Here is a 13,501-nt window from a genome sequence, read left to right as displayed (position 1 = left end):
GTTCCGTATGGGTTTTCTGGATCAAACGAAGGTGAAGTCCGACGCGGTCAGGCCTAGGTCGGCCACGGTGACCACACCGCCCAGGTGGACGAATTCATGCGCGTTGTTGTCGGCGGTGACATAGGCCAGAGTTGCGACTCTGTCGGTGTAGCTGCTTTGGTAGACAATGATGTCGCCGGCGTGCTCGCCGGAGATCGCACTCGCGGCTTCAGAAGCAGAGTTGAAAGATTCGCCAGTGATTACCACGACGTGTTCGCCGTTCGCACCTGAGGCCGCACCACTGTAGAAGCTGCTCACCGGGTAGCCGGACTGTATGCTGGCGTTGTTGACGAAGTTCGCGCCAAAACCGTCATTGTAGAGGCCCACCGCATCGAAGGCGAACTTGTCCTCCGCCGGGTTGAAATCGGTGATAGTGGTAATGTCCGACTTCGACCCGACAACCCCAGGCACCGGATTGTGGAACTGGAACACGAACGTGTCACTGTCGGTGCCCCCGGTCAACGTATCCTGGCCGTCACCCACGTAGAGGACATCCTGGCCGGGACCGCCGCTGAGCCTGTCATTGTCCTCACCGGAGATGCGCGCGTTGAAGCGGCCGTTGTCGCCGGAGAGATCGTCCCAGCCATCTCCGCCGAAGATGCGGTCGTTACCCTTGCCGCCGATGAGTCGGTCACTGTCCGGGCCACCCGAGATCTCGTCGTTGCCGCCGCGACCGTCAATCCAGTCACCGCCCTGGAAACCCTCCATCCAATCGTCAAGCTCGGTGCCGATGAGTGTTTCGGCACCCGGGCCACCCTCGATAATCTTTGCCATCGAAAATACTCCTAATGATGCACCCTGCCTGACGCGTTCATATTGCTCATCGGATAATTAGAGAAATCGATTGCTTGGATAGACACACATTTACGAAATGGATGCATTCACGTTCACTTCGCCCTTCTGCTGAGCAGTTGCGGGCTCGCTGGCGGCGGGGACGCTGGTCGCCCAAGCAATCGATGAAGATTCGACACTCAAACCGGGACTAGGACGAACTTCGTAACGGGGCCGTCCTGGTTGGGCCCCAAACTTCTCTCTGTTTGCTCGACGCCGGCATACCCGCACCGTGAGCGCTGGACGAGGACAAGTTCCGCTGGCGGAGAACGGCGTGATCGGCTTGCCGCGCCGAAACTGATGGCGCTCGTCGAAGGCATGGACTGGACACGCGTTCGAGCCGAACGGCGACGGCGTCCGGCCGGAAGGCGGTGGCGAAGTGACTCAGGCGCAAAAGGCGGGCTTCAGGCCGTGCACAATAAGCTTCTGTCGGCGTCATGATGAGAAGCGCTTCGGCCCGTCCCCACGAAATCGATACGCTCAAGGCGATGTTCGTCGCCATGGCGGCGGAGAAGGCCGAACTGCAACAACTCCGGAGCGAAACACTCAAGGCCGAGATCGTCCGGATGGCGACACTCAACGAGCGTGCCCAGGTGAGGATCGCCGACCTTCATGGGATCGTCAAGCAGCTGGAGCGCGCCGCTTCGGTCGCAGCTCCGAGAAGCTCGAACGTGCCTAGCAGGCCTTCGCCTTCGAAATCCAGACCGGGCTCGGCGCGATTGAGTCCGAGCTCGAGGCCGCAAGACCGACAGGCGAGCCGCGACGTGCTGCGCGACCGCGCAAGGCGTTCCCGGCGCATCTGGAGCGGGTCGAGATCGTCATCCAGCCCGAGCCATGGGGGAAGAAGCGCTCCCGCAGCCAATCGTCCAGTCCGTCAAACGCGGTCGGCCGCACAGGCTTGCGAAACGGAACAGTCCCGCCCTCGCTTAGATACCGAGGCACCGTGTTGCGAGCGCACCCGAATTCGTTCGCCCGTCGGTTCCCCAGCCAAGCTCATGCAGCGGCAGCATCGCTGCCACCTCTTCAGGCTGAAGGATCTGCTCTCCCTGCATCGTTCTCGACAATGCAGGAATCGCCCAATCCCAATCGCCATCCATGCCTCCTCTCATAACGGAGGGGTCGTCGGCCGACAACTGAGACGTCCGGTGCTCTTAGGCGGGGTAATCATACGAGATGCCTCCTGCAACATCATTTCCCGCATCCATAGGCTTGCCGGATCATTATTGTGAAGCGCAGGCCATTGGACGGCCTCCGTGAATGCGGCAGGAAGTGGCGGCGGAAGTTCGACAATCCGCAGGGGTGTTAATTTTGCGAAATGCTGCGCCAGCCGTAAGGGCATTGTCCCAATGCGGTTGGTGCCTGATAGAAGGGGCGGGATCATGCTAAAGCCCTGTACGACGACCTCGATACGTCTCTCGAAACCGTTCTCGAGCAAATACCATTCCTCGATGGAGGGCTGCCGGGTGTCCCCGAATTTAAGCACAACCTGCCCCATCGACAAGTATCGGTCGAATGTAAGTGGCTCTGACAGCTGCTTGTTCGTGCCGCAGCCTACGCATACGAGCATATCTTCGAACAGGGCTGCGCGAGGATGTTTCGACATGAACACTTCCNTCGAATGTAAGTGGCTCTGACAGCTGCTTGTTCGTGCCGCAGCCTACGCATACGAGCATATCTTCGAACAGGGCTGCGCGAGGATGTTTCGACATGAACACTTCGGGCATAATCAGAAAATCAACGTCGCCGCGCCGGAGAAGCTCCTCGGGGTCGTCGGAAATAAGCAGACATTCGAAGCGGACGGCGGGAGCTTCCCGCGCAGCACGCTTTACGATCTTCTTAAAAAATACGAGCGTGAGGTAATCGGAAAGGATGATGCGGAAGCGACGATCCGATCGGGCCGGGTTAAAGGCGTCCCAGGAAATAATCGACAGCTGGATGTGCAGCAATGCGTCCCGGACTGCTGTGGCGAGCCCCTCCGCGCGCGGTGTCAAAATGAGTTCGCGGCCGTTCATCGTAAATAGCTCATCGCTGAAATAGGCGCGTAACCGACCGACGGCGGCGCTCATGGCCGGCTGACTCAGGTTAATACTGCGGGCCGCGGCGGTGACTTTACGCTCCCTGATCAAAGCGTCCAGCACAACCAGGAGATTTAGATCGAGTCCCTTAAAACGCATGTATTGACCTATCCGACGCGTGGATGGGTATCGCCCAAAGAATCAATTTTACGAATGGTGAGTAGCGTCAACGCATCAGCCGACGACGAAATAGAGCAACCGATAGGAAGAACGGCAAAACCGTGTATATGCAAAGCGCGCCGATATGCAGGCCCATGCTGCCGGCCGGACGGCCAAGCATCGCCGGACGAATGAGGTCAATTGCATGTGCGAGCGGCAACAAGGAGGCGACGTCCTGAAAAGCGCCGGGCAATTGGTTGACCGGAAACATCGCGCCGCAAAGGAACAGCATGGGTGTTATAACAAGCGTATTATAAAATATGAAATATTCATAACTGGGCGCAAGCGCCGTGACGACCATCGCTAGACTCGCGAAGGCGAGGCCACTGAGAGCGATTACTGGCAGCAAGCAGAGGATGGATGGCCACGATGTGTAGCCGAGCGTGGTGGCAACAACAGTGATTGCTGTGCCCGCCATCAGGGCCTTGGTGGCTGCCCACGCCAATTCGCCGAGTAAGATATCGCCAAGCGTCAGCTGAGTGCATAACATTCCTTCCCAGGTGCGCTGGTTGTCCATGCGGCCGAAACTCCCGTAAACCGTTTCAGCAGTCGCCGATGCCATCGCGCTTGTGGCAACCATGCCAGCCGCGAGAAACGCAATGTACGAAGTGCCCTCAACAGGACCTATCATTGTTCCGATGCCAAAGCCGAGACCGAACAGATAGATCATCGGATCGGCGAGGTTGCCGAGAACCGATGCAAGCCCGATTTTCTTCCATCCAAGATAGTTGCGGCGCCAAACCGCGACCCAATTCCACGCATTGGCGGGCATGGCCGCCGCATAACGTTCGCCCATTGTTCAGTCCTCCATCTCGCGCCCGGTTAGCCGCAAGAACACATCCTCGAGATTGGGGGGACGCTGCAGAAGGCGCAGACCCGCGCGCCCGCGTAGCTGCACCAGCACCTGCTCCGGATCGGGTGCATAGCAAAAAAGCGTCTCACCGCTCACCTCGATGCGCTGTGCGTACGGCCGGATCAGCGCACCCAGTTCATGCGGATTGCCGCCGTAGACCTCGACCACGTCACAGCCGATCTGCTCGTCAATGAGTGCGGACGGGCGGCCTTCGGCGATCTTGCGCCCCTCCTCCATAACGCACAGCCGATCGCACAGCCGCTCGGCCTCTTCCATGAAATGGGTAGTCAAAAGAATAGTCTTGCCCCGCGCCAGCAGCGATCGCAGCCGTTCCCAGATGAGGTGGCGGGCCTGCGGATCGAGGCCGGTGGTCGGCTCGTCCATCACCAGTAAGTGCGGGTCATTGATCAGCGCACGCGCGAGCGTCAGGCGCCGCTTCATGCCGCCGGACAGTTCGGCGACGCGCGCATCCGCTTTGTTCTCGAGGCGGGCGAACTCAAGCAGCGATGGTATGACCGCTTCGATCTGGCGTCTGCTCATCCGGAAGTAGCGCCCGAACACCAACAGGTTCTCGCGTACAGTGAACGCGGTATCAAGATTGTCGAACTGCGGGACCACGCCGATGCGCATACGTGCCAAACGCGCGCGCGCCGGCACTGGAGCGCCGAGCACAGTAATCTTCCCCGCATCAGGCGATGTCATGCCGAGGACCATACGCGCAATCGTGCTTTTGCCCGCACCGTTCGGTCCCAGGAGCCCGAAGCATTCCCCCGCCGCAACGCGGAACGACAGTCTGTCGACAACGAGCTTGTCATAAGTTTTGCTTACGTCAGTAAGATCGATCGCTACCATGGACATGGGTTCATTTTACCGAGAGGGACGCCAAGACTGGCGGTTGCTTGGTTGCCTGCCGGACCTGAAACTGTGACTCGTCTTCGCCATCCCAGCCGTCGATAACGAACTGATCGACATCACAAGGATTTAGCCCCTGTTCCGCCAAAGCGGCGACAATTGCGTCGAGATTATCGATGGTTTGATAACGCGGATTGTTGTGCCGCTTTTCCTGCTCAACGCAGAAGACGAGCCGTCCATCCTCGACAAGGGCGATCGCCCCATCATGGGTCAGCTTGGTACCACAGATGCGCATAGTGTCTCCACGTTAACGGCGATAGATTCGATTGATCAGGAAGCGGAAAGCGGGTTCCGGAAACGGACGAGCAAGCAGTCTTCGTTGACCGACTCGCCCCGACACTCAAGACGCTCTACCTCGATCAACGTTTCGTTCAGCATGGCGATGACCGGCTCAGCACCAGCGGCGTGACCCCAGCGACGGCAATTAGCATCCCTTGCCGATCCGAAGATCAGATGCCCGCCTGGCGCAAGCACCCGCACCAGGTTTTTGACGGCCGCGCGCATCTCGGCTATGTCTTCGAGGTAGTATAGGACCTCCGCCACAACGATCAGGTCAAACAACTCGTCGGTCGAAAACTGTTGAACATCGGAGACTATCCAGTTGATGCGCGACGGCTCCTTTATCCGTTGACGTGCTCGAGCAATCGCTTGCGCCACGACATCGATGACGGTGAGCCCTTGGCAGTTGGGAGCTAGTTTTTCCGTGAATGCGCCGGCAGCGCACCCGACTTCGAGGGCATTTGTAATGGAGCCTTGGGCAAGCGCCAGCTGGAGCATTTGCGTGTGGCGCTCCCGCTCGAACGGATTGCCGTCGAGGCGCCACGGATCGTCTGCGGCCAATTCCCGATCGAGCAACTGATGATTCATGTTCTGGGTCAAACTCGTCCACCTCTCGTCCACCTAGGTAATTAGCGATCACTCGTCGCCGCAGATGTTGCTCGACAGCGCTAATCCCGAAGAATCCGCGCAAGATTGAGCCTGCGAAGCGGAGCCGCATGCGGTGAGAATTCTGCCCTGCTTGATCCAGTGATCGGAGTTTGGGTGGGGGTCTGTTTTCCCCCAGTGTTCGATGTAGCGACAGCAGAGCTTCGCGACAGCCAATCGCTATTGCTCAATGTACACAGTGCGTAGGCCTTCAAGGGAAGTAAGAGAAAGATGTTGATGAACGTGTGCAGGGAAAAGCCCAGAAATCGAAACTGTCGAGCACGAAATGCTACCACGCTGCATCGGAGCATGGTCATGGACACAATCATCAGTCCTGTCCACCAAGGCACAGTGCCTGTCAGTGCGAAATGTGCGAGGCCCGTTAGTACCGATAGGGCGAGGAGTAGCGGCCCGAGATTCTGTCCGACCACGTCCAACGTGAGATAGCTATTGAGGCCGGGCAGCAAGCGCAGCCCAAGCAGCGTGTCCCGGAATGTGCTTCGTGCCCAACGGAGTTGTTGGCGCAGATACGGTCCGAGTCTGTTCGGAACGACTGTGGCCGCGATGGCGCCCGGAACGTACTCGGTTCGAAAGCCTGCTTTCAGCATGAGGATAGTGAGATGGCGATCCTCCCCGAAGTCGCTTGGCTTGCCCCGAAAAAATTGCGACTCGTACTGGTCCAGTAACAAAAGGAGCGCAGACCGGCGGTACATGGCACATGGGCCGCAACAGCACATAACGGCACCGAAGCGAGCCTGTGCCGCGCGCTCCTCGTTGCAAGCCAGCCAGTACTCCATGTCTATCAGCCTTGTCAGCCAGCTCTCGCTCCGGTTACTGGCAATCAACTGACCCATGACTGCGCCGACCGCTGGATCTCGCATCTTCGGTACAAGCTTGGTGATGACGTCGGACGCGAGTATCGTGTCTGAATCAACGTTAAGCACCAAATCCCCGGATGAGCGGCGTATCGCGGCGATCTGCGCCTTGCGCTTTCCAACATTCTCGGGAAGCAAAATGATGTCGAACCTAGGGTCGCGCGCGTAGGTTTCGTGGACAGTTCCTACGGCTTCGCGATTTCCAGAACCGTCATCAACCACATAGACCCGAAGTCTTCCGGCGTATTCTTGGTCTGCAATGGACGCCAGGCACTCTGAAAGCGTGCGCGGATCCTCGTTGAAGCAGGGGACGATGACATCCACGCTGGGCAGTTGATCGGAGCCGACGAGATCCTCCAACGCCGATGAGTCGTTTGTCGGCAGAGCATAAATCCCCTGCATGCTCTTATAAGCAGTCGAGAGCAGTGCATAAAGCGAAATGGCCACAGTGCTGGTTGTACCAAGAAGAGTCATGGGATCTCGTTTGTTCAGTGATGTTGAGGAAGTGAGCGGATTACAAATCCGCGCTCGTGAAGTGCTGGAATCAGCCGGGACAGCGCCGTGACCGTCTGGTCGCGCAGACCGGCGTGAGCGCCCTGGCTCAACTCGCCGGGAGGGCATCCGTCGTGCAAGAGTACGATTGCGCCCGGCCGGACAGAGGCGAGCACGGTATCGATAATCGCGTCGACCCCAGGGCGAGACCAATCTCGAGGGTCGACGGACCAATGGAGGGCCGTTAGCCCGGCGATCTGTGACGCTGTGAAGACTTCTTCGCTCCAGGCCCCGTAGGGCGCGCGAATATAGCGCACTGAGGCCTGAGGGCACGCCCTCATGATGGCGCCGTTCGCTTCAAAGATCTCACGTTGCACTTCGCCGAAGCCGCATTTGTACAGATCCGGATGAGTCATCGTGTGGTTGCCTAGCTCGTGCCCTTCTGCAAACATTCGTTGGATTAGATCCGGGTGCTCTAAGGCGTAGGCGCCGATGACGAAGAAAGTCGCCGGCACCCGCTGCTCTGCCAACACATCCAGAATCTCCGGTGTGACAAGTGGATTGGGACCGTCGTCAAACGTCAGATAAACGCTGCGACGGCCGGTGCCGTCAGAGCACTCACGGCGCACTTCGTACAAGCAATCGGGACGGCTCATAGCTCTGGTCCGTTCCGATCGATCATCGTGCCCGTGGGCCATTCGCTGATCGGCCGTCCAACTGCCAGAACAATGGTGAGTGCGTCATCGATGCGTGTGGGCGGCAGGTCGAGGCGCGCCTCTGGTCGGGTGGAGCGCACGCGAATTCCCGACAAAACGGCCAAAGGGCTGTATCGCCGCCCGAACCTCTCAACATGATTCCGCAGCGCGTCCCGGACGGTTCCGAAAGCGAATGGAACGCCAAGCTCCTGCAGTATTGGAAGCATGATATGGATTGAATGGGCGATTCCGAGACCCTCAAGATCCGGACGTACCCCGTACAGGCCCAGCTCAGCCACCAACAGATCGACCGCGTCAACCTTGATGAAACGGCGCAGTATGCCCATGTGAGCCGCTACACCGCTCGAATCATAGGCGATTGCGCGGAGTTCAGGCCTGGCTCCGGCCCAGCTTCGACTACCTTCGAACGGTTCTGCGTTGGACGCCCCAGTCGGCCCGTAGGTATTACGAAAGAACTGGGCGAGCTCGACGTGGTCCGAGAGCTGCAACTCGTTTTCCCAGCACAATTTCCACTGCACCTGAGGGCGCATTCAGGACCTCTCTTCAAAATAGTTTCTTGCGGGCCGCATTACCCGGCCAAAGCGGCGGCGTTGTTGGCTGCACTCAACCGTTGTCGTTAGCGAAGGTGAGCCAGCCGGTGGGGCTCGCCAGTGAGCTCTCTCGATGTTCCCGCCCGTGTCGCGGCGCCGTCGATTTGAGCTTGACGTCGGTCATTTACGTTCCTCTAATGCATGGTTCGTAAATTCGTAAAATTGATTGTTTAGATGATGCCCATCCACACGCTGGATAGATCAGGATATGCGGTTTAAGGGGCTGGATCTGAATCTCCTCGTTGTGCTGGACGCTCTGATCAGGGAGCGTAAAGTCACTGCCGCGGCCAACAGTATTAACCTGAGCCAGCCGGCCATGAGCGCCGCCGTCGCTCGGTTACGCGCCTACTTCAGCAATGAGCTATTTACGATGAACGGCCGCGAGCTCATTTTGACACCGCGCGCGGAGGGGCTTGCCCCAGCAGTCCGGGACGCATTGCTGCACATCCAGCTATCGATTATTTCCTCCGACGCCTTTAACCCAGCCCAATCGGATCGTCTCTTCCGAATCATGCTTTCCGATTACCTCACGCTCGTGCTTTTTAAGAGGATCGTAGAGCGTACTGCGCGGGAAGCTCCCGCCGTCCGCTTCGAATGTCTGCCTATTTGCGACGACCCCGAGGAGCTTCTCCGGCGCGGCGACGTTGATTTTCTGATTATGCCGGAAGTGTTCATGTCGAAACATCCTCGCGCAGCCCTGTTCGAAGATATGCTCGTATGCGTAGGCTGCGGCACGAACAAGCAGCTGTCAGAGCCACTTACATTCGAGCGATACTTGTCGATGGGGCATGTCGTGCTCAAATTCAGGCACACCCGGCAGCCCACCATGGAGGAGTGGTATTTGCTCGAGCACGGTTTCGAGAGACGTATCGAGGTCGTCGTACAGGGCTTTAGCCTGATCGCGCCCGTCCTATCAGGCACCAACCGCATCGGGACCATGCCCTTACGGCTGGCGCAGCATTTCGCAAAAACAACACCCCTGCGGATTGTCGGACTTCCGCCGCCACTTCCTCATCCCGCATTCACGGAGGCCATCCAATGGCCCGCGCTTCACAATACTGATCCGGCAAGCCTGTGGATGCGGGAAATGGTGTTGCAGGAGGCATCTCGCCTGGCGCCTTTGCTTGAAAGCTATTGAGCGTCTCGGGCTTCCTGGAGGCGGTCGCGATCGCGTAGGAGCGGTTGCCATTCGGGCGTCAGGCCTTTGGCTCGGCAGAGCGGCGCAGTTCCTTGCTGAGTACGAGGGCCAGGAACGAGCAGAACACATGCCCGGGTTGGTGCTGAGTTGACTGCCGCCTCCGATTTCGCGAGCGAAGTCCCAGAAGATGTTTAGCCCCACTCAAATGCCAACTTTGCCAGCCTTGCCGCGGCTTTTCACGCGCGGCCAGGCGAGGAGATGGCGGTCGACGAGGTCGATCCCAATGGACTGTGCCGGCCTCGCTCGGCTACTGGCGTGAGGCATCCTTGACGACACCGCCCTGCACCGACAACGTCGAGATGTTGGCAATGAAGCCGGTCGAGGTCGACGCTGCGGATGTAGGGAATTTACCTCGCGCTTCCGCCTGAACGCGCGGCCGATCCGTTCACTCAATCGGCGCTTTCATCCTGGGCCGCGGCTGAGGCCTGTGGGGTGCGGCTACCCCGCGTGGATCGGATCATCAATCAACTTTCTCTCATTTATGAAAGGAAACTCCCCGCTTACGATAGAATCCATCAGCTTCATATATTTTCCGGCAGATGGATGTCGAACGGCAGAAATGTCTGTCCTGGTGTTTCAGCAGTGCCGGTCTCGATAGCCCGCGTCATCAGCGTTATCAGCTCCTGGGAAAGCCGGCGCATTGGCGTGGCGACCGCCATCGTGATGATGTTATCTGCGAGTGCCGCCCGAGATTCCGGCGTGATTTCATTCACGATCGCGACGAGATCGCGACTTTTACCCTCTTCCCGGACCGCGGAGATGGCGCCCTCCATGCCGCCGCCGGCGACATAGAAGCCGACGAGCTCGGGTTCCCGCTGCATGAGATCAAGCGTTGCCTCGTAGGTGACCTGCCGTTTCTCCAGGTTCACAAGCGGATCGAGCACCTCGAACGTCGGCGCGTTCTCACGGCAATAGGAGCGAAAGCCGACGTCACGGAGCTCGTGCCCCTGGAAACGATGGCTGCCGACAAACACCGCCACCTTGCCGGGCCGTTTTGCGACCTTGGACACCATCCAAGCGGCCGTGCGCCCCACCTTGCGGTTGTTGAGGCCGATATAGCCCTGTCGCACGCCGGCGGCGAAGTCGGAAAGCAGCGAGAAAACCGGAATGCCTTTGGCCTTGAGGTCCTCAACCGCTGCTGTAATTTTCGGGTGGTCCGGTGCCACCATCGCGATCGCATGGCAGCGTGCGCCCAAATCCTTGAGCGGTGCGATTAGGTCGCTCGGCATATGTGACGGGGCGAATTGGATGAGCGGAATGCCGTGGAAGGACTGGGCCAAATTGACCGACGCTTCGACCTCGCGCGCAAAGTCTTGGTAGAAATGCTGGGCCGGTTTTCTCAAGATGAAGCCCAGACGGTAGCACGGTAGGTCTCGCCGCAAGCGCTGCTTGATGAGCCCGGCAGCATGATAGCCGATCGCGTGGGCGGCGTCGTGGACCCGCCGCGCGGTCTCCTCGCGCACCGGATGGCGGGCGTTCAGAACCCGATCGACCGTTGCTACGCTGACTCGGGCTTCGCGGGCGAGATCGGCAATTGTGGGGCGCTTGGTCATGGGTCCTATTCTGATTGGTTTTTGACGCAGGCTGGCTCTCTGTCACCTAGCGCGATTCGACAATGGTTTCGGGTGGGCAAAAGTGAAGACGCCCGCATACTGAATGATCGACAGCGTATTGGACTACTCCAGACCTAGACCGGCCGGGTATAACGGAAAGTTCATTCGCTTAGGGCGGCGATGATTTGCACTCACACATTTAGCGCTTCTGATACATGGTCCGTGAGGCGCCGTTTAGAGCCTGCGAGTCGACCGTTCAGGTCATGTGACCAGCTTGGCGAAACCGGTCGCGGTGCGTCGACCTTACTCGGCGGAGGATAGCCGGCTTGATGCCTCGGCAAGCTGATGACCGCAGAAGGCGGCTTTCATCTGCGCTTGGTCCAATTCTCCTTCCCAGCGTGCGACGACGAGGGATGCCACTGCGTTACCAACGCAATTCGTCAGCGCCCGGCATTCGGACATGAAGCGGTCTATGCCGAGGATCAGTGCCATCCCAGCAACGGGAACACTCGGAACTACGGCGAGCGTAGCAGCCAGGGTGATGAAGCCCGCACCTGTCACACCTGCAGCGCCCTTGGAGGAAAGCATCGCAACGAGCAGCAGCAGCACCTGATCGCCGATTGACAGATCCGTGTTCGTCGCCTGCGCGATGAAGAGGGCCGCCAGGGTCATGTAGATATTCGTGCCGTCCAGATTGAACGAATATCCGGCCGGGATGACGAGACCCACAACCGAACGCCTGGCGCCCGCCTTCTCCATCTTCTGCATGAGCGAGGGAAGCGCGGCCTCCGAGGAGGACGTTGCGAGGACAAGCAGTAGCTCTTCCTTGATGTAGCGAATGAGAGAAAAGATCGAAATGCCGTTGTAGCGGCAGACCGCACCGAGAACCCCGAACACGAAGAGAAAGGCGGTCAAATAGAACGTCGCGACCAGCATCGCGAGGTTGACGACCGAACCGATGCCATATTTGCCGATCGTGAAGGCCATTGCGCCGAAAGCGCCGATCGGGGCGGCCTTCATCAGAATGCCGACGAGCTTGAAGACAGGCGCGATGAGCGCCTGAAGGAAGCAAACGACAGGCTTGCCCGTCTCTCCGGCCATCGCGAGCGCCATGCCGAACAGAACCGAGAAGAACAGCACCTGCAGGATGTCGCCTTCCGCGAAGGCACCGACAATCGTTGGCGGGATGATGTTCATCAGGAAGCCGGTGACCGACTGCTCGTGGGCCTTTGCGGCATAGGTATTCACGGCCTGGACATCGAGCGAGGCCGGATCGATGTTGAGGCCGGCGCCAGGCTGGACGAGATTGGCGACGATGAGGCCGACGATCAGCGCGAGCGTCGAGAAGGTGAGGAAATAGACCATTGCCTTGCCGGCGACCCGGCCGACCTTGTGAAGATCGTTCATGCCGGCAATGCCGGTCGCAATTGTCAGGAAGATGACAGGCGCGATGATCATCTTGACCAGCTTGATGAAGGCATCACCCAGCGGCTTCAGGCTCTCGCCGGTCCCCGGATAGAAATAGCCAATTGCGACGCCGAGGGCGATGGCGGCAAGCACCTGCGCGTAAAGCTTGGCATAGAAGGGTTTGCGGGGCGCGGGACTCGCGCCGCGGACTTGTGCAGCTGACACTGTTCTCTCTCCCTGACCGGATCGAGGTGGCGTGACTTCTCCCGGGCTTCTCCCTATCGCGGCGCTCCGGTCGAACGCTGCACCAACGCCGCCGCAATACCCATGCCAAATGGATCCGCATGACCTGAACTGACGTTGGGCTCGCCAATGATCGGATGCGGTGGCACAAGACGGGAATGACAAGGCCGCCGTCCAGCACGCGCTTGATGTTCTCCGGCAGATTGCCGGTCGATCTCTCTGGCTTGCGGTTTTGCTGCACATCGTGGTGGGCTCCTCGGTTTGCCGACTTTGGGAAGGGCCGCATCGCTGGCACCAGAGCGGAGAATTGCCGTGTTCTTTGCCGCGCTCCCGCTGCAGCGACAGCTTGAAAGCGACGTCGAGACGTAGGGATTGACGCCGCTGGTGCTGACCGCGACGATGCGGTTCAGAAGTTCCGAGCACCGCCGAGAAAGCCGCGCTCGACCGCCAGCTTCGCGCCTTCACACGCGACGCCGCCGCCTTATCTGCGTCATCAATATCGAGGAAATGGCGGTTGCCGCGACCGACCAGTGTCGTCGGCAGTGATTATTGCTCCCGCCCCTGGTTCGCAGGCGCTGGTGAATGGCACGGCCCGGCAATTTATACTCGGCGCGGTCAGCCGCTCGGGCACCGC

11 protein-coding genes and 2 pseudogenes are annotated in these 13,501 nt (G+C 59.2%); 1 reads left to right on the top strand and 12 read right to left on the bottom strand.

Annotation, left to right across the window (positions count from 1 at the left end; translation table 11 throughout):
• Nucleotides 1-21: 21 nt before the first annotated feature.
• The 10 genes and pseudogenes from X760_RS55130 to X760_RS55090 all read right to left on the bottom strand — a co-directional run bounded on the left by X760_RS55130 (nucleotide 22) and on the right by X760_RS55090 (nucleotide 8,406).
• On the bottom strand, nucleotides 22-813 hold the full coding sequence (locus X760_RS55130) for a nodulation protein NodO (RefSeq protein WP_023719315.1): 792 nt from the start codon (nucleotides 811-813) through the stop codon (nucleotides 22-24).
• 891 nt (nucleotides 814-1,704) lie between these two features.
• Nucleotides 1,705-1,967: pseudogene (locus X760_RS74785) on the bottom strand (hypothetical protein); the annotation flags it as partial.
• A gap of 293 nt (nucleotides 1,968-2,260) precedes the next feature.
• Nucleotides 2,261-3,044: pseudogene (locus X760_RS0138060) on the bottom strand (LysR family transcriptional regulator); the annotation flags it as partial.
• Between the two features lie 67 nt (nucleotides 3,045-3,111).
• Complete coding sequence (locus X760_RS55115) at nucleotides 3,112-3,900, bottom strand: ABC transporter permease (protein ID WP_023719312.1); 789 nt, start codon at nucleotides 3,898-3,900, stop codon at nucleotides 3,112-3,114.
• Between the two features lie 3 nt (nucleotides 3,901-3,903).
• Nucleotides 3,904-4,815, bottom strand: coding sequence for a nodulation factor ABC transporter ATP-binding protein NodI (nodI, locus tag X760_RS55110; RefSeq protein ID WP_023719311.1), 912 nt, complete (start codon nucleotides 4,813-4,815; stop codon nucleotides 3,904-3,906).
• 4 nt (nucleotides 4,816-4,819) lie between these two features.
• A complete protein-coding gene (locus X760_RS55105; protein WP_023719310.1) occupies nucleotides 4,820-5,104 on the bottom strand; it encodes a carbamoyltransferase N-terminal domain-containing protein in 285 nt (94 codons plus the stop codon).
• 35 nt (nucleotides 5,105-5,139) lie between these two features.
• Nucleotides 5,140-5,736 (bottom strand): nodulation methyltransferase NodS, encoded by a 597-nt coding sequence (gene nodS, locus X760_RS55100; protein WP_031194123.1) that lies wholly within the window; start codon nucleotides 5,734-5,736, stop codon nucleotides 5,140-5,142.
• An 80-nt stretch (nucleotides 5,737-5,816) separates the two neighbouring features.
• Nucleotides 5,817-7,142: a chitooligosaccharide synthase NodC gene (gene nodC / locus X760_RS0138055; protein ID WP_031194121.1), complete on the bottom strand. Its 1,326-nt coding sequence runs from the start codon at nucleotides 7,140-7,142 to the stop codon at nucleotides 5,817-5,819.
• Nucleotides 7,143-7,156: 14 nt separating this feature from the next.
• A complete protein-coding gene (gene nodB / locus X760_RS55095) occupies nucleotides 7,157-7,816 on the bottom strand; it encodes a chitooligosaccharide deacetylase NodB (RefSeq protein WP_023719308.1) in 660 nt (219 codons plus the stop codon).
• On the bottom strand, nucleotides 7,813-8,406 hold the full coding sequence (locus tag X760_RS55090; RefSeq protein ID WP_023719307.1) for a NodA family N-acyltransferase: 594 nt from the start codon (nucleotides 8,404-8,406) through the stop codon (nucleotides 7,813-7,815). Before X760_RS55090 ends, nodB begins: the two co-directional genes overlap by 4 nt.
• A gap of 268 nt (nucleotides 8,407-8,674) precedes the next feature.
• Here X760_RS55090 and X760_RS55085 point away from each other — a divergent pair, with 268 nt between their 5' ends.
• Nucleotides 8,675-9,604, top strand: coding sequence for a LysR family transcriptional regulator (locus X760_RS55085; RefSeq protein WP_023719306.1), 930 nt, complete (start codon nucleotides 8,675-8,677; stop codon nucleotides 9,602-9,604).
• Between the two features lie 581 nt (nucleotides 9,605-10,185).
• On the opposite strand, the gene X760_RS55080 is transcribed toward X760_RS55085, so the two are convergent.
• Complete coding sequence (locus X760_RS55080; RefSeq protein ID WP_023678260.1) at nucleotides 10,186-11,217, bottom strand: LacI family DNA-binding transcriptional regulator; 1,032 nt, start codon at nucleotides 11,215-11,217, stop codon at nucleotides 10,186-10,188.
• A gap of 303 nt (nucleotides 11,218-11,520) precedes the next feature.
• On the bottom strand, nucleotides 11,521-12,849 hold the full coding sequence (locus X760_RS55075; protein ID WP_023719305.1) for a dicarboxylate/amino acid:cation symporter: 1,329 nt from the start codon (nucleotides 12,847-12,849) through the stop codon (nucleotides 11,521-11,523).
• Nucleotides 12,850-13,501 lie beyond the last annotated feature (652 nt).

The organism is Mesorhizobium sp. LSHC420B00 (assembly GCF_000503055.1).
GTDB lineage: Bacteria > Pseudomonadota > Alphaproteobacteria > Rhizobiales > Rhizobiaceae > Mesorhizobium.
Note: the sequence above shows the minus strand (reverse complement) of the source record. Positions and strands in the feature narration are given on the sequence as shown.

Bases quoted from the DNA above. Each gene is read 5' to 3' on its own strand.
- nodS (WP_031194123.1), bottom strand. From the start codon at position 5,736: ATGAATCATCAGTTGCTCGATCGGGAATTGGCCGCAGACGATCCGTGG.
- X760_RS55130 (WP_023719315.1), bottom strand. From the start codon at position 813: ATGGCAAAGATTATCGAGGGTGGCCCGGGTGCCGAAACACTCATCGGC.
- X760_RS55085 (WP_023719306.1), top strand. From the start codon at position 8,675: ATGCGGTTTAAGGGGCTGGATCTGAATCTCCTCGTTGTGCTGGACGCT.
- nodB (WP_023719308.1), bottom strand. From the start codon at position 7,816: ATGAGCCGTCCCGATTGCTTGTACGAAGTGCGCCGTGAGTGCTCTGAC.
- X760_RS55090 (WP_023719307.1), bottom strand. From the start codon at position 8,406: ATGCGCCCTCAGGTGCAGTGGAAATTGTGCTGGGAAAACGAGTTGCAG.
- X760_RS55080 (WP_023678260.1), bottom strand. From the start codon at position 11,217: ATGACCAAGCGCCCCACAATTGCCGATCTCGCCCGCGAAGCCCGAGTC.
- X760_RS55105 (WP_023719310.1), bottom strand. From the start codon at position 5,104: ATGCGCATCTGTGGTACCAAGCTGACCCATGATGGGGCGATCGCCCTT.
- nodC (WP_031194121.1), bottom strand. From the start codon at position 7,142: ATGACTCTTCTTGGTACAACCAGCACTGTGGCCATTTCGCTTTATGCA.
- X760_RS55115 (WP_023719312.1), bottom strand. From the start codon at position 3,900: ATGGGCGAACGTTATGCGGCGGCCATGCCCGCCAATGCGTGGAATTGG.
- nodI (WP_023719311.1), bottom strand. From the start codon at position 4,815: ATGTCCATGGTAGCGATCGATCTTACTGACGTAAGCAAAACTTATGAC.